Genomic DNA, 21,344 nt, shown 5'->3' with positions numbered 1-21,344 from the left:
ACATGTATCGTCATGCGGTCGCGGCCGTGTCCGTTCCCTGCGGCCGGCCTTCCATTCCCGGATAGACCACCCGGTCGAGAATGCCCGTCAGGTGAGCTATCGTGATGCCGTAATTGGTCATGGGTATGTGCTGCGCCGAAGCCAGGGCGAGGCGCGAGAGGACGTGGCGGCGGTTGAACATGCAGGCTCCGCAGTGGATGACCAGGTCGTAGCGGGAGAGGTCTTTCGGAAAATCGGCTCCTGCGACGATATCCACCGCGAGCCCTTCGCCTATCCGTTTGCGCAGCAGGCGCGGAATCTTGACGCGTCCGATGTCCTCCGTTGCCGGGGCGTGGGTGCACGCTTCGGCTATCAGTACCCGCGACTGTTCCGTCAGGCGGTCTATCGCCGCCGCCCCTTCCATAAAGGCGCGGATGTCGCCCTTGTAATTGGCGAAAAGGACGGAGAAGGAGGTGAGCAGGCTTTCGGGCGGTGTCAGGGCACTGACCGTGGCGAAGGCCTGCGAGTCGGTGATGACCAGCTTCGGCGGTGCGGACAGCGCATCGAGGCTGCGGCGCATCCCTTCCGGAACGCAGCTTATGACCGTGCATCCCTTGTCGAGCAGTTCCCGGATGGTCTGTACCTGCGGCAGGATGAGCCTGCCCTTCGGAGCCTGGGCATCCTGCGGCATGACGAGCATCACCACGTCGCCAGGCCCGGCGAGATTGCCCGTGATGGAGACCTCGTCCGTCGCGCCCCGTCCGGCTTCGGCTATCGCCGCGATGAGTTCCCCGATACCCTTGCCGGTCAGGGCACTCACCGCTATCGGATTGATACCGGTCTCCGCACGCAATGCCGAGACTGCGGCGGCTTCGTCGTTCAGCAGGTCGGCCTTGTTGAGCACGAGCACTACGGGAATGTTCCGCTCGCCGAAGAGTCCTATCCACTCCCGTTCGGCACTGGGTTCGCCTCCCGCGTGGACGATGACGGCCACGTCCGTCCGGTCGGCGGCCTTGCGCGTCTGTTCGAGCCGTTTCGCTCCCAGCTCGCCGGTGTCGTCGAATCCGGCCGTGTCGATGAAGGTCACGGCGCCCACGCCGGGAAGTTCCATGCTTTTGTTTACGGTGTCGGTCGTGGTTCCGGCCACCTCCGATACCACGGCCGTCTGCTGGCCGGTGATGGCGTTGATGAGCGACGATTTGCCGCTGTTGCACCGGCCGTAGATGCCTATGTGTATTCTGTTCGCTCTCGGTGTCTGTTCCATATCCGTAGTCGTTTCGTCGTTTTCCCTTCCGGCAACTGGCGGAAAGGGTTGTGCGGCAAGCTGTCAGAAGCGGAAATCGCGTTCGCCCCGTTCGATGGCTGCTAGATTCTCGGTGGCCTTCGTGCGCACCTTTTCGTTAGGTACCTTAGCCATCTCCCGTGCTATCATCGCTTCGCCCTTGAGCCGCGTCTGCGGCGACGCGTAATCCACCAGATACTCCTTGAGCGTCATCAGTGCGTTGGGAGCGCAGCAGTTGGCTATCTGGCCCGTCTTGACGAGCGACATGAAACGGTCGCCCGTGCGCCCCAGCCGGTAGCACGCCGTGCAGAAGCTCGGCACGTAACCCAGGTCGATGAGCCATGCGATAACCTGGTCGAGCGTGCGATGGTCGCTCACGTCGAACTGGGCCGTATCCTCCTCGCTGCGGTCGGCCTCGTCGTACCCGCCCACGGCGGTGTTGGAACCGCCGCTAATCTGCGATACGCCGAGTTCGAGCACCTTTTCACGCGAGGACTGCGTTTCGCGCGTGGAGATTATCATGCCCGTATAAGGTACGCTGATGCGGATGACGGCCACTATCTTGTGGAAGATTTCGTCCGGGAGCGCATTCTCGAAGTCGGCCACGTCGATGTCGTCGGCCGGGCAGATACGGGGTACGCTGATGGTGTGCGGTCCCACGCCGTGCGCCGCTTCGAGGTGTTCGGCATGCATGATGAGACCGATGAAGTCGTAGAGATAGTTCGTAAGGCCGAACAGCACTCCGATGCCCACGTCGTCGATGCCCCCCTCCATCGCCCGGTCCATCGCTTCGGTGTGGTAGGCGTAGTTGCTTTTCGGACCGTAGGGGTGAAGCTTTTGGTAGTTCTCCTTGTTGTAGGTCTCCTGAAACAGGATGTAGGTGCCGATGCCCGCCTCGGCGAGTTTCCGGTAGTTCTCCACCGTGGTTGCGGCGATGTTCACGTTCACGCGGCGGATAGCTCCGTTTTTGTGCTTGACGTTGTAGATGGTGCGGATGCTCTCCAGAATGTATTCGATGGAGTTAAGCGGGTGCTCGCCCGCTTCGAGCGCCAGCCGTTTGTGCCCCATGTCTTGCAAGGCGATGACTTCCGTTTCTATCTCCTTTTGGGAGAGTTGCTTGCGGAGCATGGTCTTGTTCTTCGCATGGTAGGGGCAGTAGGTGCACCCGTTGATGCAGTAGTTGGAGAGGTAGAGCGGCGCGAACATGACGATTCGGTTGCCGTATATCCTCTCCTTGAGCCTGCGGGCCAGTGCGAACATCCGTTCGTTGAGGTCGGGAAGGTCGCATTCCAGCAGGACGGCGGCTTCGCGGTGGGTGATGCCCTTCGCCGCTTCGGCCTTGTCCAGTATATGCTCTATCAGGGCGCGGTTGTGCCTGTTGGCCCGCGCGTATTCCATCGTTTCTACTATTTCGCCGTCGTCGATGAACTCTTCGGCTACTTTGGATTTTACGTCGTACATCTTGTTTTTAGCATTTCTTAAAAGTTGAAAGGGCGGTCTCTGCCATTGCTTCCGGTAAACCCCTTCGTCGGTAAAATTAATCCTGTACGAATCCGGACTTATTCGTAATTGAAGGATTTTTTCAGTTTATACTTTCCTTCCGCTATTTTTCTATCCATATTATTTAGAAAAGCATCTACCTCTTCGGCTGATATTTTATAACAATCCGTTTCTGAGTAGTTTTCGCCTCCGCCTTGCAGGCAGTCCCAGTTGATGTAGGCGTTGCACCCTACGGTATAACTCTCTTTTCGGACGATATGAGGTTTCGGTTGAAAATTGATTTCGAGTTGCGCATGGACTCCCAGCGGCATATAGGAGTATTCGACCTTCCAGGGAAAGGATGTGACGGGCGACGTATGGACTCTCCCTTTTCCGTCCGAATAAGTCGCCGTTATGTCGTAGAGTTCGAACATGTCGTCTTGTCCCACACAGAGATAAGATATGGCAATCCGGGTATCCCTGTTGCGATAGGAGTCACAGCCTCCGGACAGACAAAGCAGAGTACCTGTCAATAATAAAATGCTGAGCTTTTTCATTTTATTGATTTGGTTGTGGAACTGTCGTTTGTTTTTTGGTGGTTGGTTTTTGTCGCAAGTGCCCGCGTGCGCTGTATGGTAGTTACTGCGTGTCAGAAGGTTTGTAGTCGCCCCGCTCGTAGGAGATGCGGTATCCGATGGCATTCAGCTGTGCCTCCAGTCCGCGCAGTCCCTCGGCCGACTCCAGTCCTGTCGCCTTCTTGTCGTTGTAGAGCGCGTATTTGGCACGGTTGGCCGGGGGCGAAAGGTTGGGCATGACCACGTTGGCACCGGCGAGAATCCCCTGCTCGCGTCCGTCGGGAGCGAGCGTGGCCAGCGCCGTCGTGGAAGGGATGAGTGCGTCGGGGAACATCAGCCGGAAGATGGCCAGCAGCATGAGCGTCGTGCGGATGCTGCCGGCGGGCTGCCCGGCGAACGGCGTATCGTTCTGCGGAATGTAAGGTCCCAGGCCTATCATCTGCGGCCGGAACTCCGCGATGAACAGGATGTCGCGCACCAGATGCTCCGTCGTCTGCCACGGACTGCCCACCATGATTCCCGTTCCTGTCTGGTAGCCGATTTCCTTGAGCTCCCGCAGGTTCTGCATGCGGTGGTCGAAGGACATAGAGACCGGATGGAGCTGTGCGTAGTGTTCGCGTGTGGCCGTTTCATGACGCAGCAGGTAGCGGTCGGCTCCTGCCCGGTAGAAACGTTCGTAGGCTTCGCGGGTGCGTTCGCCGAGGGAAAGGGTGATGGCGCAGTCGGGGAATTCCCGGCGGATGGACCGCACGACCTCCTCTATCCATGCGTCGTCGAGCGCGGCGTCTTCCCCTCCCTGCAATACGAACGTCCTGAAACCCAGCGTATGGCCCGTCCGGCAGCATGTGAGTATCTCTTCCCGGGAGAGCCGGTAGCGTTCCACCCGGCGGTTGCTGCGGCGAATGCCGCAGTAGTAGCAGTCGTTGCGGCAGTAGTTCGTGATTTCTATCAGGCCGCGGATGAAGATGCCGGTACCGAAACGTGCGACGGCCACTTCGCGGGCCGCCTGCATGGCGTATGCGAGCAAAGGCCCTTCTGCCGCACCTTTCAGGAGCGCTGCATAATCTTCCGGTCCGAGGTCTCCCCCGAGGCGCAGCCTGTCCACCAACCGTTTCATTGTCCGGGATTTGTTCTTTTTACAAAGTTACTGAATATTATGGTACAAACAACCGGCCTTTCCCTGTCTCGGCGCTTATCTTCCTGTCATACAACGAGTATTATATGTTTTTATATTTCCATTGTTTTTGCTTATATTGCGTGTCGTTGCCGGGAAAGATATGTCGTCTTTCGGTTGTCGGGACGGGCTCAAACGAAAGACGTTCCGACGGTTTTCCGCCGGAACGTCCCGCTTTTCTGCCGTGCACGCTACTCCGCGGCCGGTGTCTGGGGGAACCGCACCGTATAGACGATGTGTTCGAGCTGGCGCATCATGTTGCGTTTCGGGTCTTTCGGGGAGTAGACGAAGCAGTCTGCCGAGAAGACGCGGCCGGTCGCCGGGTCTATGGTCGAATAGTTGATGAACGGGCCGCCCATGTAGTCGTTCTCCACATACCAGAAACCGCTCATTCGTGCCCACAGTTTCCCGTCTATCCGGATATACTCCACCTCCGGCCGGATGTAGTCTTCGGTCGCCATGAAGGAGCCTTCCGACGGGCCGGGGATGCGTCCCGTGAATTCGTTCCGGCGCTTTATCAGGTTCTCCGGTGCGAAGTCTTCCGCTCCCGCATAGGGATAGCTGTAGAGTACGAGCCCCTGCGTGGCGGTGCGGACATCGTTGCCCACCCAAAGGAAATCCTCGCCCGAACGTCCTTTTATCGAAAATCCTCTCGGAATATTCATATCGATGCCGAAAAGGCTGCGTATCTCCCGGTCGATACCCTTCTCTCCGTATTTGCGGTTGTTCTCCACGGCCCGGTTCCGTTCCGATATCTCGAACAACTGCTGCAGTTCCTGTCGGTTTTCGGAGAGGTAGCGCACCATGCCGTTGGTATCCGGAGCGGTCAGGGTGACGATAATCTGCGGCCGGGCATATACGTCGTATCGTGCGACGGACGAAGGTTCGGCCGTTTGCGGATTGAGCTGTATGATGAGGATGTTGCGGTGGCGCAGGATGAGGTCTTTGAGGGCGCCCGGATTGACACGCGAAATGTCGAACTGCGGTTCCACCTGATTGAACATCGGAACGGGTTCGAGCAGTATCGAACGGAGCGTGTCGCCCACTTCGCCGTTCCAGAGCTCTTGGTCGATGGATACGACTATCTCGTAAGGTTTTCCGCCGGCGTTGTTGAAATCGCCCGTGCCGCCCTGCGATTTGCAGGAGAGCATCAGGCCGGCTGCCGCGAGCAGAATGGCTGCGAACAGTGCGGATGCTGTCTTTTTCATGGTGCGATGGTATTTGTGTTCTGTCTTGCCTCTTTTTACTGTGCCTGTTCCGGCCGCAGGAGACCGGAGAGGGACACGGATACCCGCAGCGGGTGGCGTCGGTTCATTGTGAAACAAAGGTACGGAATATGGCCGATGAAAACAACAACGGCAGCCGAGTCGGTTCTTTGCAACAAATATGGTAAGATATGTCGGCATACGGCGGCTATATCCGGTAAATGGTGCTAACTTTGCACTCCAAACGAAGGACGCTTATGTTCAGACCGTGTTTCTTGAGGTTGCTCAGGCCGCTGCTTCCCGACATGACGTGGGAGATGGCGGACAGGAGTTCCGTATATCTCACCTTCGACGACGGTCCGACTCCGGGGATTACCGAGTGGATACTCAAAACCCTTGCCGGATACGGCGTCCGCGCCACATTTTTTTGCCTCGGCAAGAACGTGGAGCAGCATCCGGACCTTTACCGGGCGATAGCGGATGCGGGCCACAAGGTCGGCAACCACTCGTACAGCCACATCAAGGGGTGGGGAATGGCGACCGGGCAGTACGTTGCGGATGTAGACCTTGCCAACCAGTTGGTGGAGTCCGACATCTTCCGGCCTCCGTACGGGCGTATCCGCCGCCGGCAGGCGGAAGTGCTTTCGGAGCGTTACCGTCTGGTGATGGGGGGTATCGTGAGTCAGGATTACAGCCCTTCGGTAACGCCTCAGGAGTGTCTGCGTAACGTGACGCGGTATGTGGACGGCGGTTCCATCGTGGTTTTCCACGATTCGGCCAAAGCGTTCCGCAATACGGAATACGCGCTGCCGCGGGCGATAGAATACATCGCGGAGGCGGGGTTCCGGTTCGGAACGATAGGTGCCGCTGCGGAACCCGTGGGGCCGGCAGCGAAGGGTCTCCACCGGCCTGACGGCCACCGCATAGAGGCGGAACATCCGCCGTTGGTCGGTGCCGGCGGTCTTTCCGGCCGATATTGAGCCGTTCCCGTGTGCGGTTTGCACGGAGTTCAGGTTTTCCGATAGCGTATGAAAAGGATAATAGTTGCCGTAACCGGCGCGAGCGGCGCCGTGTATGCCCGGAAAGTGGCCGAGCGTCTGCTGCGCTCGCCGCAGGTAGCGCAGGTAGCCGTCGTGTGCAGCGCGAACGGGCGGAAGGTTATGGAGTATGAGAGGGAACGGCTTCCGGAGGGAGAAGAGCGTATGGTATGGTTCGACAATGACGACCTGTTCGCTCCGCCGGCTTCCGGTTCGGCCGGTTACGACGGTATGGTTATCGTTCCCTGTACGATGGGCAGCGCCGGACGCATCGCTGCCGGTATCTCCGGCGACCTGATAGGCCGTGCAGCCGACGTGATGCTGAAGGAGCGCCGACCTCTGGTGCTGGTGGTGCGGGAAACCCCGTTGAGTACGATACATCTGCGCAACCTGACCCTTCTTTCGGAGTGCGGGGCCGTCGTATTGCCCGCTTCTCCCTCGTTCTATTCCCGGCCTGCGGACATCGAGGCGCTGTGCGATACGGTGGCTGTCCGTGCCGTCCGGATGTTGGGAGTCGCTTCGGAGGGGTACGAATGGGGTGCCGAGGAGGAGTAACCGGCGCCCGGTTCGGTCTTTCCGCTGTGGCATGGGTTTCGGCGGAGAAGGAAGTGCATTTTCGGAAATAGGAAAAAAATAGTAATTTTGCAACCTAGCGTCCACGGGATATGCCTGCGGCGCAGTTCCCTTCGGCAGACAATTGATTATAAACCATAAATACATCAGCAAATGGCTACAACCGCAGACATAAAGAACGGCATGTGCATCGAGCTTGACGGCAAAACGTTCAGCATCGTGGAGTTCCTGCACGTGAAACCGGGGAAAGGACCCGCTTTCGTGAGGACGAAACTGAAAAATCTCGAAAACGGGCGCATCCTCGACAAGACCTTCTCGGCCGGTGAGCGGATAGAACCCGTTCGGGTGGAGCGCCGTCCCTATCAGTTCACCTACGAGGACGACATGGGTGCACACTTCATGCATACCGAAACCTTCGAGGAGATAACCATAGACAAGGCGATGATAGAGAACGCCGACCTGATGACCGACGGTCAGATTGTCGAAGTGATGTTCCACACCGACAAGGAGATGGTGCTCTCGGCGGAACTTCCTCCCATCGTGGATATGGAGGTGACCTACACCGAGCCGGGCATCAAGGGCGATACCGCCTCCTCCAACTCCCTCAAGGCCGCTACCGTAAATACGGGGGCTACGGTGAAGGTTCCCCTCTTCATCAATACGGGCGACAAGATACGGGTGGATACCCGCACCCGCGAATATTACGAAAGGATTAAATAATTCCGGAGAGTGTATTCGAAAACAGCAGGGAGCCGACCGACGGCTCCCTGCTGTTTTTTCGGAGCATTTCCTGCAGTGTATGGCTACGGCTGTCCTGTACGGGAGATTTCATCCCGAAAATTACTGCCGGAAGCATGCGGTCTTGTTGCGCACCAGACGGACGCAGGGAGCCGGCATGCACTTGAACATCGGGATGAAGAGACGGTTGTACCAACCCGGAATGAGGTGTTTCCGATGTCTGAAGAGGGCTCGGAGCGCCTTGCGGGCCACCTTGTCCGGCGTCATGAGCACCCCTATGGCAAGGCCCACTTTCTGCAGCCGGTGGCTCAGGCCGTAGAAATCCGTGGCTACTCCGGCGGGGGAGACGGCCGTAACCCATACGTTGCGTTCGCGGGCTTCCTTGGCGAAAGCTACCGAAAAGGTTTTGACATAGGCCTTCGTGGCGCTGTAGAGTGCGATGCCGGGCAGGGGCATCCACATGGAATAGGAGGCCATGTTGAGGATGTAGCCGCCTCCCGCCGCGGCCATCTCCTCCGCAAAGAGGCGACAGAGCGCCGTCACGGTGCGGATATGGAGGCAGATGATGCCGTCGATGCGCTTCTGGTCGGTTTCGATGATGTCGTTGTAGATGAACACCCCTGCATCGTTCACCAGCACTTCGGCCCGGATACCGGCCTCTTGGCAGGCGGCGAAGAGACATTCCGCCGCGTCGGGCAGGGCGAGGTCGGCGGCATAGGTTCGTACACGGATACCGCACTCTCCGGAGAGTTTCCGGGCACACTCGTCGAGGCGTTCAACGTCTTTGGCCGCGGCGAAAATGTTGTAGCCCCGCATGGCCAGCCTGCGGGCTATGGCAAAACCGATTCCGGAGCTGGCGCCGGTCACGACAGCCCATCTTTCGTTGCGCATACTCTTTTCCGTTTCCATCCTGCAATTCAGTTTGAGGGCAAAGATACGGTAAATGTAAAAAAAACGAGGAAAATTGGCGGTATCTTGGAAAGTTGATAACTTTGCCGACCGGACTTTTAAAAAACGACAGGGGTCCGGAAATCAAGTAGAAAAAACAATGGAGCAATTCACGACCGTAGAGGGTTTGAAGGCGGGACTTGCCTCCCGGAGAGGTTCTTCGGTAGGCTTCGTGCCCACCATGGGGGCGCTGCACGAGGGGCACGTTTCCCTGGTCAAGAGGGCCCGTGCCGAAAACGACACGGTGGTAGTAAGCGTATTCGTCAATCCTACGCAGTTCAACGACAAGGAGGACCTGCGTAACTATCCGAGGACGCCGGAAGCCGACCTGGAGGTACTGCGTGCTGCCGGGGCCGATGTGGTGTTCATGCCGTCGGTGGAGGAGGTCTACCCGGAGCCCGATATGCGGGTGTTCGATTTCGGTATGCTGGACAAGGTGATGGAAGGGGCGACGCGTCCCGGCCATTTCAACGGCGTGGCCCAGGTGGTCAGCCGTCTGTTCGAATTCGTGAAGCCCGACCGGGCCTATTTCGGGGAGAAGGACTTTCAACAGATAGCGGTTATCAAGGCCCTGGTGAAACAGCTCGGTTTGAATCTCGCCATCGTAGAGTGCCCCATCGTTCGGGAAGCCGACGGACTGGCGCTCTCTTCGCGCAACCGGCTGCTCACTCCGCAGCACAGAGCGGCCGCTCCGGCCATCCATACGGCCCTACAAGAGGGTGCCGCACAGGCAGGACGGCGGAGCGTAGCCGACGTATGCGGTGCGGTGACGGCCCGTATCGAAGCCGAACCGCTGTTGAAGGTAATCTATTTCAAGCTGGTGGATGAAGATACGCTGGCAGAGGTCTCCGACTGGAACGGTACGGGACATGTCCGCGGATGCGTGGCCGTACAGGCGGGAGATATCCGTTTAATCGACAATATGCGTTTCTTATGACGATAGAGGTATTGAAATCCAAAATACACCGGGTGACGGTCACCGAGGCCAACCTCAATTACGTCGGGAGCGTCACCATCGACGAGGAGCTGCTCGAGGCTGCCAACATCCTTGCCGGCGAGAAGGTGCAGATTGTGAACGTGAACAACGGCGAACGCATCGAAACTTATGCCATCAGGGGTGAACGCGGCCGCGGACAGGTGTGCCTGAACGGTGCTGCGGCCCGTAAGGCGGCTGTGGGGGATGTGGTAATCATCATCTCCTACGCCTCGATGGATTTCGAGGAGGCGAAAAAGTTCACGCCGTGGGTGGTCTTTCCCGATACGGCTACCAACCGTCTGATAAGGTAGGGCGTCCGCAGAGCTGCCTTGCCGTGTTGTGACTGCGGGGTGTTGCGCGCTCTTCGGTATCGGAGTTCGGTCGTTTGCGGGGGAGAATTTCCTTTGCATGTTATATTCATATTTTTTATATGCCTGAAAGAGGCCGCGTCGTTTTGAACCGTTCGTTCATGGGGCGCGGCCTCCTTATGTTTGGTGTCGGCAGGGTTTTGCTGCGGGCAGCGCGTTTTTCTGATGGGAAATGCCGACTGCGGTGCTGCGCCCCGTGCCCGCGGTCGGGTGCTCCGGAAGGCGGCCTTCCGATTTTTTCGGAATAAGGATGAAAAACTTTGTTTTTACGGGCTTTTGGTCTAACTTTGAAAATCCGCATTGATTGCCTTTTAAAACCGTATGACATTAAATGGGGTTTCTCAGCGCCATACCTGCCGGACTGTACGCATTCGCATTGCGGATACGGCACCTGCTCTATGATTCGCGTATCATAAAGCGTTACCGGTCGGATATTCCTGTCGTGTGCGTCGGCAATATCACGGTGGGGGGAACGGGTAAAACTCCCGTGACGGAGTACCTGATAGAGAAGCTGGGACGCGACTACACGGTCGCCGTCCTTTCGCGGGGATACGGTCGCCGGACGAAAGGATATCTGGAGGTCGGGACGAACGCTTCGTTTCTCGATGTGGGCGACGAGCCCAAACTGATAAAACGCAACCATCCCTCTACGGTCGTTGCCGTATGCGAAAAGCGGGCGGAAGGCATCGCCCGTATCCGCAGCGAACACCCGGAGGTGAATCTCATCCTGCTCGACGACGGATTCCAGCACCGGCGCGTGGAACCGAAAGTGAATATCGTCCTCATGGATTATACGCGGCCGATATGGGAAGACCACTTGCTGCCGTGGGGAAACCTGCGCGACCTCCCGTCGCAGATGCATCGGGCGAACATCGTGATGGTGACGAAAACTCCGCCGGACATCACTCCCATCGACCGCCGCATTGCGGTCAAATCGCTCAAACTCTTCCCCTATCAGAGCGTGGTGTTCACTTCGATGGTTCAGGGGGTACCCGTGCCGCTCTTTCCGGATGCCGAGGGGCTCGTGAAGCCCGGCCGAAATGCGGCCCTGCTGGCAGGTATAGGCAATCCCCGGCCGCTCGCCGCTTATCTGGCGGAGCGTTACGACCTGAAGGCCGAGTGGCTTTTCAGGGACCATTATGTCTATAAGGTACGCGACTTGCGGCGGATAGCGGACGAGCTCGCCTCGCTTCCGGAGGATACGGTGATAGTCACCACCGGAAAGGATGCGGTGAAACTCTGCAACCGGAAAAAAGTGCCTGCCGAATTGCAGCGCCGCCTCTACCGGATACCTGTCGGCGTTGCCTTCACGGACGATGACGAAAAGAGGTTCCTCCGGCTGCTGTCGGAGAATATCGTCTCGCGCGAATAGCCGTTCGGGAGCGTATTTCCGTTGCATTGCATTTGTAGATGCGGCCGGCAGTTGCCGGCTTATGATATATATTGATATGTATTTAAGATTATGGATATGCTGGAAAAGATAAAGCATGCCGCCGCTTTCATCGACGGACGCACTTCCGGATTCCGTCCGGAGGTAGGTATTATTTTGGGAACGGGTCTCGGCGGGCTCGTGGACCACATCGCCATTCGCCACTCCATCGAATATGCCGACATACCGGACTTTCCGGTGTCGACCGTGGAGGGCCACAAGGGACGGCTCATCTTCGGAGAGCTCGGCGGGCGGCGTATCGTCGCCATGCAGGGGCGTTTCCACTATTATGAGGGATATACGCCGCAGCAGGTGGTCTTCCCTGTCCGGGTGATGAAGTTCCTCGGCATCGCACGCCTTTTCGTCTCCAATGCGAGCGGAGGGACGAATCCCACCTTCCGGGTGGGGGACCTGATGGTGATAAACGACCACATCAATTTGATTCCCAACCCGCTGATAGGGCCCAATATCGAGGAACTCGGCCCGCGTTTCCCCGATATGAAAGGAGCTTACGACCCCTCTCTCATCGCCCTGGCTACGGAAATCGCGGGGAAGGAGGGGATTAAACTCCAGTACGGCTGTTATGTCGGGCTGACGGGGCCGACGTTCGAGACGCCGCAGGAGTACCATTACGTGCGTGCCATCGGCGGAGATGCGGTGGGGATGTCCACTACGCCGGAAATCATTGCGGCCCGCCATATGGGTATTCCCTGTTTCGGCGTGTCGATAATTACCGACCTCGCTTCGGACGACTCCGTGTCGCACGAAGTGGTGCAGGAGCAGGGACGCCGGGCCGAGAAGGAGATGACGCGCCTGTTCATCGGGATGCTTGCCGAACTTTAGAGTGGTATGTTGTCCGGCGAAGGGGTACGGCCCCGTCGGGACGATATGGATTCAGAATGCGTTAAAGAGGAGAGATATGATTAACAAGGTTATTTTGATAGGCAACGTTGGGGCCGACCCGGAGATACGTACGCTGGAAAGCGGAGTCAAGATGGCCCGCATCAGGGTTGCGACCACCGAACGGATATACAACCGCGAAGCGCAGGAGTCCCGCGACCATACCGAATGGCACAGTGTGGTGCTCTGGCGTAACCTGGCCGATGTGGCCGACCGTTTCATCCGCAAGGGGTCGCAGGTCTATATCGAAGGGCGGCTGCGCAGCCGCGAATGGACCGACCAGCAGGGAGTGAAACGTTATTCGATAGAGATATTGGCCGACGACCTGAAGATGCTCGGCCGCCGTTCGGACAACCCTTCGGCCGGACAACCCCTCTCTCCGCAGGGAGGACAGCAGGGGTACGGCGGTCAGCCGTCGCAGCCGGCCTATGGCGGCGGATACGGCCAGGGTGGCAACGCGTCCTATTCGGGAGGCGGGTATCAGCCGCAGCAACCAGCACAGACGCCGGCTGCTCCGGAGGTGAATCTCGACGACCCGGACGACCTTCCGTTCTGACGGCGGTCGGTTTTCCGCTGTGAGTTTACCGGCTCTTTCTGCTGTCGGCCGGGCACTCGTTCCCTTCTTTTTTATAAGGGGCGTTGTCGTGTACAACGGGTGGCTGCGGAAGAGCTCGCCTGAATGAATACGATGAACAGCCGGGCGTATCGAATACGTCCGGCTGTCGTTCCTCTGCGAGGAGTTTCCTTTCGTTTTGTCGAGAGAGAGGCATGTCGGCATCGGCATATTGTTAGGTTCCGGTCTCTGCTGCCATACCGTCTCAACCACACAAGAGAGTCCCACTGGGTTCGTCGCTCCTGCATGTATCTGTCCGTTCCGTATTTTGAAACGGATGCTTCCCTTTGCGGATACTTCCCGCTCCCGCAGTCGATAGGAAAGGATGACCGTCGCTCCGGATACCGCGTACCCGCGTTTCCCGGAGCATGGGTGCACTTTGGCAAGCGAGGTGCCGGGCAGTTACACGAGCTCCTTTTGCAGTCTCTTTATCGTGTCGGCGGCAGACGCCTTTTGGTAAAGTATCCGATAGACGGCGTCAGCTATCGGCATGTATATGTCGAACTTTTTGTTTATCTGATTGATACATGCCGAAGAGTAGTAGCCCTCCGCTACCATCGTCATCTCTATCATGGTGCTTTTTACGGAGTATCCCTTGCCTATCATCGTTCCGAATGTCCGGTTACGGCTGAATTTCGAGTAGCAGGTAACCAGCAGGTCGCCCAAATAGACCGAAGCGTTGAAGTCGCGCGGCGAGGGGTAGGTGCGTTCCATGAAGCGGCTCATCTCCATCGCGCTGTTGGCGATGAGTACCGCCATGAAGTTGTCTCCGTAACCCAGTCCGGTGCATATCCCGACGGCTACGGCGTAGATGTTCTTGAGTACCGCGCCGTACTCCACGCCATAGATGTCGGTGGAATAGACCGTATTGATGTAACGCGAGGCGAATTTTCGGCCGAGCACCTTGGCGTTGTCGATGTCCTTGCACACCATCGTCAGGTAAGTGAGGCGCTCCATAGCCACCTCTTCGGCATGGCTCGGCCCCGAAACGATACCTATACGGTCGAACGGAACGCCGTAATCCTGATTCATGAATTCGGCGATGGTGATGTATTCGTTGGCGATGATGCCCTTGATGGCGGAGACGATGAATTTGTTTTCGAGCGATACCCGGAGCGGCTGCAGCGTAGTCTTGATATAGGCCGACGGGACGGCCAGCACAACAAGGTCGGCCTGCTCGAACACCTCGTTCACGTCGCCCGAGATGTCGAGGCGGTCGGCGTCGAAGTGTACGTCCTGCAGGTAGAGGGCGTTGGTACCGTTCGCAGCGATGCTTTCGCGTATCTCCGGTTCGCGGATATACCACGCTATTCTTTTTTCGTTTTCAAGAAGTATTTTGACGATGGCGGTCGCCCAGCTTCCGGCGCCTATCACCGCGCAGCGGGCATTCGGGTCAATCGAGTATTTCATGTGTAAACGGTAGGATGGTTCATTCTGCAGGTAAAGGTACCAAATTTCCGGGAATTAGGTTATGCTCTGCTGACTATTATTCGGCCGGAGCAAGGTGTGTTCGCCCGACATGAAAAAGCCCCGACAGCAGATGCCGGGGCCAATTATGTGTCAATCAGCTGTTATTCGGTAGCTGCCGTTATTCCCATTCGATGGTTGCCGGCGGTTTCGAGGAGATGTCGTACACGACGCGGTTGATGCCGCGCACGCGGTTGATGATGTCGTTCGAAACACGGGCGAGGAAGTCGTAGGGGAGGTGCACCCAGTCGGCGGTCATGCCGTCGGTGGAGGTTACCGCCCGCAGCGCGACACAGCTCTCGTAGGTACGTTCGTCACCCATCACGCCGACGCTCTTGACCGGGAGCAGAATCGTGCCGGCCTGCCAGACCTTGTCGTACAGGCCCCACTCCTTCAGTGCGTCCATGTATATTCTGTCGGCCTCCTGCAGAACGGCTACCCGTTCCGGCGTCACTTCTCCGAGTATCCGGATGCCGAGTCCCGGCCCGGGGAAGGGGTGGCGTTCGAGTATCAGCGGGTCGATGCCCAGCGTCCGTCCCACGCGCCTCACTTCGTCCTTGAAAAGGAGGCGCAGCGGTTCGACGATGCGCAGGTGCATCTCTTCGGGAAGCCCGCCCACGTTGTGGTGCGACTTGATGGTCGCCGAAGGGCCGTTCACCGACATGGATTCGATGACATCCGGATAGATGGTTCCCTGTGCCAGCCATTGGACGTTTTCGATGGCTTTCGCTTCCGCGTTGAAGACCTCGATGAAGTCGCGGCCGATGATTTTGCGTTTCGCTTCGGGGTCGGTGACGCCGCGCAGGTCGCCCAGAAACTTCTCCCCGGCCTGTACTCCCTTGACGTTGAGCCCCATGTGACGGTAGGAGGCGAGTACGTCCGTAAATTCGTTCTTGCGGAGCAGACCCGTATCGACGAAGATGCAGTAGAGGTTCTTGCCGATGGCCCGGTGCAGCAGGATGGCGGCTACGGAGGAGTCCACGCCTCCCGAAAGGCCGAGCACCACTTTGTCGTCGCCGAGCTTCTCCCGCAGCTCCCGTACGGTGGCATCCACGAACGATTCGGGACTCCAGTCGCGCCGGCAGCCGCAGATGCCCGCCACGAAGTTTTCCAGCAGCTTGAGTCCGTCGGTGGAGTGGTAGACTTCCGGATGGAACTGAATGCCCCATGTCGGTTCGCCTTCGATGCGGAAGGCGGCATTGTGTACATCGTCGGTGCTGGCCGTCACCCGGTAACCTGCCGGAAGCAGGGTGATGGTGTCGCCGTGCGACATCCATACCTGTGTGCGTTCGGGCATCCCTTTCAGCAGGGCATCCTCGCGGTCGGTCACGTTCAGCATGGCACGGCCGTATTCACGGCTTGCGGCCGGTTCGACCTGCCCCCCGTAGTTCTGGGCGAGCCACTGCGCGCCGTAGCATACGCCCAGCAGCGGCAGTCGGCCCTTGATGGCGCCCAGCTCCGGATGCGGGGCCTGTTCGTCCCGTACCGAATAGGGGCTGCCGGAGAGTATCACCCCCTTGACACCCGCATCGAGCGTCGGTATCCTGTTGTAGGGATGTATCTCGCAATAGACGTTCAGTTCGCGTACACGACGCGCGATGAGCTGCGTGTACTGCGAACCGAAGTCGAGTATCAGAATCTTTTCCTGCATGGTATTCATACTGTCGTTTAGCTCTTCGTAGGAATGGGGAGCGTCCGTTGTCGTCCTCTCTTTGGCGGGAACCGTAATTCGTCCGCTCTCCTCTCTGTTATTGGCAAAGGCCGTTGTGCCGTCCTTGCTCGTTGGTGTGGGAGGCCGTTTGCGGCTGCTTCTTCCTTGAATCCGATGAGGATTTGCCTCGCGGGAATCCTCCCTGTACAAATCCTCATCCGATATATCACTCCTTTGCGGCCGGGATAACCGGCTGTTACTCTCCGCGGGAGTAGTTGGGTGCTTCGCGGGTTATCGTCACGTCGTGCGGGTGGTTCTCTATCACGCCTGCCGACGTTATTTTCACGAAGTCGGCGTGTTTCAGGGCGGCGATGTCCTTTGCGCCGCAGTACCCCATACCCGACTTCAGACCACCGATGAGCTGGTAGACCGTTTCGCTGAGATACCCTTTGTAGGGTACGCGTGCTTCGATGCCTTCCGGTACGAATTTGCTCGTATCGGTCTCTTCGCCCTGGAAATAGCGGTCTTTCGAGCCCTTGTTCATGGCCTCTACCGAACCCATGCCGCGGTAGGACTTGAATTTCCTGCCGTTGTAGATGATGGTTTCGCCCGGAGACTCTTCCACGCCGGCCAGCATGGAGCCGACCATCACGCAGTCGCCGCCTGCCGCGAGTGCCTTCACGATGTCGCCCGAGTAGCGCAGTCCGCCGTCGGCTATCACCGGTATGCCGCTCCCGGCGAGCTCCTTCGCGACGCCGTATATGGCGGTGAGCTGCGGTACGCCTACGCCGGCCACTACGCGGGTGGTGCATATCGAACCGGGCCCGATGCCGACTTTCACGCCGTCGGCTCCCGCATCGGCGAGTGCACGCGCTGCAGCCCCTGTGGCGATGTTGCCCGCCACGACGTCCAGCGAGGGGTATGCGGCCTTGATGGACCGCAGTGTCCTGGCGACGTTTACGCTGTGGCCGTGAGCGGTATCGAGTACCACGGCGTCCACATCCTCGGCGTAAAGCGCCGCTACCCTGTCGAGTACGTCGGCGGTGACACCTACCCCGGCGGCTACCCGCAGGCGCCCCTTGTCGTCCTTGCAGGCATTGGGGTTGTCCTTCATCTTGGTGATGTCGCGGTAGGTGATGAGTCCGATGAGTTTTCCGGCATGGTCTACCACCGGCAGTTTCTCTATCTTGTGCCTGAGCAGGATTTCGGCGGCGTTCTTGAGGTCGGAGTTGTGGGTGGTGATGAGCCCCTCCTTCGTCATGACCTCCTCTATCTTCCGCGAAGTGTCTTTCTGGAAACGGAGGTCGCGGTTGGTGACGATGCCTATCAGCGTCCGGTCGGCCGCAATGACGGGGATGCCGCCTATGCGGTGCTCCTTCATGAGGCGCAGCGCGTCGCCTACGGTATTCTCCTTGAAAATGGTGACCGGGTCGTAAATCATGCCGTTTTCGGCACGTTTCACCTTCCGCACCTGCGCTGCCTGCTGCTCGATAGACATGTTTTTGTGTATCACTCCGATACCTCCCTCCCGTGCGAGCGCGATGGCCAGCGGGGCTTCGGTGACCGTATCCATTGCGGCGGATACGATGGGAATGTTAAGACGAATGTTTCGTGAAAAACGGGTGGTTATGTCGACCTCCCGCGGCAACACCTCCGAATAGGCAGGCACCAGAAGGACATCGTCGAACGTCAGTCCCTCTGTAAGTACTCTTTCATCGATAAATGACATGGTATCGGGATTTTGTTGCCCGCAAAAATAGCAATAATTCCTGAGATAATCACCATGCGGTGCCATTTAAACCGTGCAGCGGGCCCTATTTTGTCCGTCGTTCGTCCGCTCTCCCCGCGGGTGTCCGCCCTCTTCGGAGCGGTGCCTTACCGGATGCTTTCGGCGAGGGCCATGAACCGTGGGTCTTCGCGGGCCGTCTTCAGGTCAGGGTCGTTCATGGTATAGGCGTAGTCGTTCCAGCCGTACCCCAATGCTTGTTTGAAGGCGTCCACTGCACCGTCCGTATCGCCCCGCAGCGACCGGAGACAGGCCAGGTTGTACCATACGCCGCCCATTATCGGTGCGGCCGTCTTTTTTACGCTGCCCGGCTGCTGTTCGTACATGACGACGATTTCCGTATAGAGATTCTCCATCTCCTCCTTATCGTCGTTATTCATGGCTGTCGCCATGCGTCCGTTGATGTTTTCGAGCTGTTCGAGAAATCCGGTCAGGTCGGGGTCCTGTCCCCACGAGATGCCTGCCGCCAGCAACAGGGCGGCCAGTGCTGTCGCTATCCTTTTCATGGTCGTTATCCTTTGTGCCGCCCCGTATGGGGACGGTCGGTGTTTCCGGACGGATGCTTCGGCCCGCGGGGGGTGCGCCTCACTCCGCCAGTTCCAGCATCTTGTCGTGCAGCAGGTCGGCGATGCGCTGCTTCTCGTCGTGCGGGTCGTTGTCGGGACTGAAGACCACCGGCTGCCCGATACGGAACGTATGGTTTCTCTTGCTCGCGTAAATGGGGTAGAACCGCAGGCATTTTCCCGTGGTCTCGTAGTAGAGGCGTCCGATGTTGGCAAATCCCGTAAAGAGCCGCCCTACCGAGTCGGTGAGGTGTTCGACGGTCATCTTGTCGCCCCGTTTCACTTTCCGCGGTCTCTCCGGGAATATCAGCACGTTGTCGCCCTCGGAGAGTACCTTTACCGTATCGTCGAAGGTGGTCATCACGTTCCGCAGGTTGTTCTTTTCGACGGGTATCGGATTGAACGAGTTCAGCGCCCATGTGACCGGCCCGGCCAGCAGGCGGGCGATGCGCATCTTCGCCTTCGGCGGGAGCAGCGGGATGCGGTAGATGAAACGTCCGTACATCTCTTTGGCCGCCATCTCCCTGTCCACCATCTTGCGGTCTATCCACGGCCGGAAATAGGTGGGAAGGTATATCACCGCGGCTATGGGGCCGTAGATGATGCCGTGGTTGCAGACGAAGACCGAAGGGAAGTGTTCCATCTCCATGTACTCCTTGCCGGAGACTTTGAGGTGGAGGAAGGGCCTCACGAAGAAGGCCAGTATCTTCACGCCGAATTTCACCCTTTTCTTCTCCACGAGGTTGCTGCGGAGGTTCTGTTTCGTAGGGGTGTTGTTGTTGGTTCCCTGTGTATAGTTCAGCAGTTTTTGCCGGCTGCGTTCGTCCAGCGGCTGCCTGAGCGCGAAAAATACGCTGACCAGCATGAACAGGACGGGTAGTTGTACCATGGTGCTGCGGAATACCCACGGCAGCTCCGGCGTGTGCGAAGCGGGAATGACGAAGACCCAGACCGTGACCACGCAGAGCATGATGGCATTGGAGAAGATGACCGAGATGATTTGCGTTATCATCGACCGGAAGTGCAGGTCGCGGTCGCTTACCTTGCGGCCGGCTATGCGGGCGACCATCTTGAAGTCTCCGTTGTAGCGGTTCAGTACCGAGGTGATACACGCCAGGCCGAAACCCCACAGGCCCGCCCAGAAGGTCGAGCCCCATAACCCCTTGAAGTCGAACATCATCAGGGAGCCGGTTATCCACATGGCCGCTCCCACGATGAAGATGTTGAGACTCAGTATCCATCCCCGTCTGTTGACGAGTTTGGTGAACAGTTCCGAAAAGAGCAGTACGGCGACTATCCACACGCCCATGTAGACGTAGGTGTCGGACGAGAATGCCGGCGTGCTGAAGCTGACGTAACAGATATACATGAGTACCCCCAGGCTCAGGGCTATCTGGGCGTAGAGGGACATGTTGGAAAATACGCGGTAGGAGAATATGTCGTGCAGCTTGTCGCGGCGGGTATTCGCTATGTATTTGGAGAGCGACGCCATGGTGCTGCTCTGGTAGGAGAGCAGGAATCCGGTCAGGGCATACCCTACGAGCGTCATCCACATGACCGGTTCGTCGTCGATTATCCATGCGAAAGCGAGGCACGGCACGAAGAAGAGTATCTGGAAAAGGCCTTTGTATATCCTGCGGGCCAGTCCCGGTTTGCTCAGCGCGTCGTTCACCTTCCATGTCAGTACGCTGCGGGCCGCGATGAGGAGGACGAAGAACGAGACGAAATTCGTGCCCGGAGCCCGCATGACGATGGGGTAGAGGAAGACCAGCGCGAGTCCGGCGAATACCGATGCCGACAGCAGTATCCACATGACGAAGTTGGTTTTCCGTGGCGCCGCTCCCGAAGAGAGCCGGCGCAGGTTGCCCTCGAAGTAGAGCGTCCAGATGTTGGCGAAAAGGAACAGGGCGGCTCCGTACAGGGGGTTGGCGATGATGTAATGGCTCACCATCATGCAGAGGATGAGTTGCAGGAAGTCCGCATTCACGTTGGACAGGCTCAGCGCCACGTTTATCCTGTATGCTTTTTTTACGGCGTTCATAGGTCGGTTCGGGCCTTTGAAACGGATATCGCGTGCGTTTCCGGTTTGGAACGGAGACCGTCTTTCCGTGGCTCGATAAACAAATATACGAAATATATTCGATGAAAACCGAAAGCGGTCGTCGGGCGGCAGCCCGGTCCGTGGTCGCAGGTGCGATTCGGTTGAAACAAATATAGGAAAATATTCGGTAAAAAACGGCAACGGTTGCCGGACAATGGCACAGTTGCGGGCGCAGGTGCGGTTGAGTCGGATATAGACGGGTATTCGGTGCGACGGGGGCTCGTGTGCGGGAAAGGCATGCGCTCGCGAAGTCCGTTTCCGGAGCGGAACGATACTGCTGACGTTCGGCCCTTAGGGAATGTGGGGCCGGTTTCCTCTCCGACCGACCGTTCCCCTTGCGGATATTGTCCGACCGCGGCGGCTTGCGTATCGTTTGCATGGAATGCACCGTCCGGTGCGCTTCCGGTCTTGGCACAACTATTGCGTTTGTCTTAACCGTGGCACCGCACACGATTGCGGCAGGGCCCCCCAACGGATATATTATTTTGAATCACTAAAAC

General features: G+C 58.1%; 19 protein-coding genes. 8 read left to right on the top strand and 11 right to left on the bottom strand.

What is annotated here, in order from left to right:
- Positions 1-10: 10 nt before the first annotated feature.
- The 5 genes from hydF to BQ5361_RS08745 all read right to left on the bottom strand — a co-directional run bounded on the left by hydF (position 11) and on the right by BQ5361_RS08745 (position 5,697).
- The gene (gene hydF / locus BQ5361_RS08765) at positions 11-1,243 is read right to left on the bottom strand and encodes a [FeFe] hydrogenase H-cluster maturation GTPase HydF (protein ID WP_035471376.1); all 1,233 of its coding nucleotides are present in this window, start codon (positions 1,241-1,243) and stop codon (positions 11-13) included.
- Positions 1,244-1,306: 63 nt separating this feature from the next.
- The gene (gene hydG / locus BQ5361_RS08760; protein WP_022063981.1) at positions 1,307-2,722 is read right to left on the bottom strand and encodes a [FeFe] hydrogenase H-cluster radical SAM maturase HydG; all 1,416 of its coding nucleotides are present in this window, start codon (positions 2,720-2,722) and stop codon (positions 1,307-1,309) included.
- Between the two features lie 98 nt (positions 2,723-2,820).
- On the bottom strand, positions 2,821-3,297 hold the full coding sequence (locus tag BQ5361_RS08755) for a hypothetical protein (RefSeq protein ID WP_143047547.1): 477 nt from the start codon (positions 3,295-3,297) through the stop codon (positions 2,821-2,823).
- Positions 3,298-3,379: 82 nt separating this feature from the next.
- Positions 3,380-4,432 carry a [FeFe] hydrogenase H-cluster radical SAM maturase HydE gene (hydE, locus tag BQ5361_RS08750; RefSeq protein WP_035471381.1) on the bottom strand — a complete coding sequence of 351 codons (1,053 nt, stop codon included), beginning with the start codon at positions 4,430-4,432 and terminating at the stop codon, positions 3,380-3,382.
- Positions 4,433-4,680: 248 nt separating this feature from the next.
- Positions 4,681-5,697 (bottom strand): DUF4837 family protein, encoded by a 1,017-nt coding sequence (locus BQ5361_RS08745; protein ID WP_022063985.1) that lies wholly within the window; start codon positions 5,695-5,697, stop codon positions 4,681-4,683.
- Between the two features lie 254 nt (positions 5,698-5,951).
- Between BQ5361_RS08745 and BQ5361_RS08740 the strand changes: the two genes are divergently transcribed.
- The 3 genes from BQ5361_RS08740 to efp all read left to right on the top strand — a co-directional run bounded on the left by BQ5361_RS08740 (position 5,952) and on the right by efp (position 8,024).
- The gene (locus BQ5361_RS08740; RefSeq protein ID WP_022063986.1) at positions 5,952-6,674 is read left to right on the top strand and encodes a polysaccharide deacetylase family protein; all 723 of its coding nucleotides are present in this window, start codon (positions 5,952-5,954) and stop codon (positions 6,672-6,674) included.
- A 48-nt stretch (positions 6,675-6,722) separates the two neighbouring features.
- Positions 6,723-7,286 carry a UbiX family flavin prenyltransferase gene (locus BQ5361_RS08735; protein ID WP_035471384.1) on the top strand — a complete coding sequence of 188 codons (564 nt, stop codon included), beginning with the start codon at positions 6,723-6,725 and terminating at the stop codon, positions 7,284-7,286.
- 171 nt (positions 7,287-7,457) lie between these two features.
- Positions 7,458-8,024, top strand: coding sequence for an elongation factor P (efp, locus tag BQ5361_RS08730; protein ID WP_022063988.1), 567 nt, complete (start codon positions 7,458-7,460; stop codon positions 8,022-8,024).
- Positions 8,025-8,144: 120 nt separating this feature from the next.
- Here efp and BQ5361_RS08725 read toward each other — a convergent pair whose 3' ends face one another.
- On the bottom strand, positions 8,145-8,933 hold the full coding sequence (locus tag BQ5361_RS08725; protein ID WP_035471528.1) for an SDR family NAD(P)-dependent oxidoreductase: 789 nt from the start codon (positions 8,931-8,933) through the stop codon (positions 8,145-8,147).
- 157 nt (positions 8,934-9,090) lie between these two features.
- Between BQ5361_RS08725 and panC the strand changes: the two genes are divergently transcribed.
- The 5 genes from panC to BQ5361_RS08700 all read left to right on the top strand — a co-directional run bounded on the left by panC (position 9,091) and on the right by BQ5361_RS08700 (position 13,219).
- Positions 9,091-9,927, top strand: a complete 837-nt coding sequence (gene panC / locus BQ5361_RS08720) for a pantoate--beta-alanine ligase (RefSeq protein ID WP_035471387.1) — start codon at positions 9,091-9,093, stop codon at positions 9,925-9,927.
- Positions 9,924-10,277, top strand: a complete 354-nt coding sequence (gene panD, locus BQ5361_RS08715) for an aspartate 1-decarboxylase (RefSeq protein WP_022063991.1) — start codon at positions 9,924-9,926, stop codon at positions 10,275-10,277. Before panC ends, panD begins: the two co-directional genes overlap by 4 nt.
- A 388-nt stretch (positions 10,278-10,665) precedes the next feature.
- Complete coding sequence (lpxK, locus tag BQ5361_RS08710; RefSeq protein ID WP_022063992.1) at positions 10,666-11,706, top strand: tetraacyldisaccharide 4'-kinase; 1,041 nt, start codon at positions 10,666-10,668, stop codon at positions 11,704-11,706.
- A gap of 96 nt (positions 11,707-11,802) precedes the next feature.
- Entirely contained in the window at positions 11,803-12,606 is an 804-nt protein-coding gene (locus tag BQ5361_RS08705; RefSeq protein WP_035471531.1) for a purine-nucleoside phosphorylase, read from the top strand.
- A gap of 76 nt (positions 12,607-12,682) precedes the next feature.
- The gene (locus BQ5361_RS08700) at positions 12,683-13,219 is read left to right on the top strand and encodes a single-stranded DNA-binding protein (protein ID WP_022063994.1); all 537 of its coding nucleotides are present in this window, start codon (positions 12,683-12,685) and stop codon (positions 13,217-13,219) included.
- 459 nt (positions 13,220-13,678) lie between these two features.
- On the opposite strand, the gene BQ5361_RS08695 is transcribed toward BQ5361_RS08700, so the two are convergent.
- The 5 genes from BQ5361_RS08695 to BQ5361_RS08675 form a co-directional block, all read right to left on the bottom strand.
- The gene (locus tag BQ5361_RS08695; protein WP_022063995.1) at positions 13,679-14,686 is read right to left on the bottom strand and encodes an NAD(P)H-dependent glycerol-3-phosphate dehydrogenase; all 1,008 of its coding nucleotides are present in this window, start codon (positions 14,684-14,686) and stop codon (positions 13,679-13,681) included.
- Positions 14,687-14,864: 178 nt separating this feature from the next.
- Entirely contained in the window at positions 14,865-16,394 is a 1,530-nt protein-coding gene (guaA, locus tag BQ5361_RS08690; RefSeq protein ID WP_035471534.1) for a glutamine-hydrolyzing GMP synthase, read from the bottom strand.
- Positions 16,395-16,650: 256 nt separating this feature from the next.
- The gene (guaB, locus tag BQ5361_RS08685) at positions 16,651-18,123 is read right to left on the bottom strand and encodes an IMP dehydrogenase (RefSeq protein WP_022062966.1); all 1,473 of its coding nucleotides are present in this window, start codon (positions 18,121-18,123) and stop codon (positions 16,651-16,653) included.
- Positions 18,124-18,269: 146 nt separating this feature from the next.
- Entirely contained in the window at positions 18,270-18,686 is a 417-nt protein-coding gene (locus tag BQ5361_RS08680; protein WP_035471390.1) for a TPR end-of-group domain-containing protein, read from the bottom strand.
- A gap of 79 nt (positions 18,687-18,765) precedes the next feature.
- Positions 18,766-20,784, bottom strand: a complete 2,019-nt coding sequence (locus BQ5361_RS08675) for a lysophospholipid acyltransferase family protein (protein WP_035471391.1) — start codon at positions 20,782-20,784, stop codon at positions 18,766-18,768.
- Positions 20,785-21,344: the final 560 nt, after the last annotated feature.

The organism is Tidjanibacter massiliensis, assembly GCF_900104605.1.
GTDB classification, from domain to species: Bacteria; Bacteroidota; Bacteroidia; order Bacteroidales; family Rikenellaceae; genus Tidjanibacter; species Tidjanibacter inops.
The sequence above is the reverse complement of the archived record's forward strand: the minus strand, read 5'-3'. Positions and strand labels throughout refer to the sequence as shown.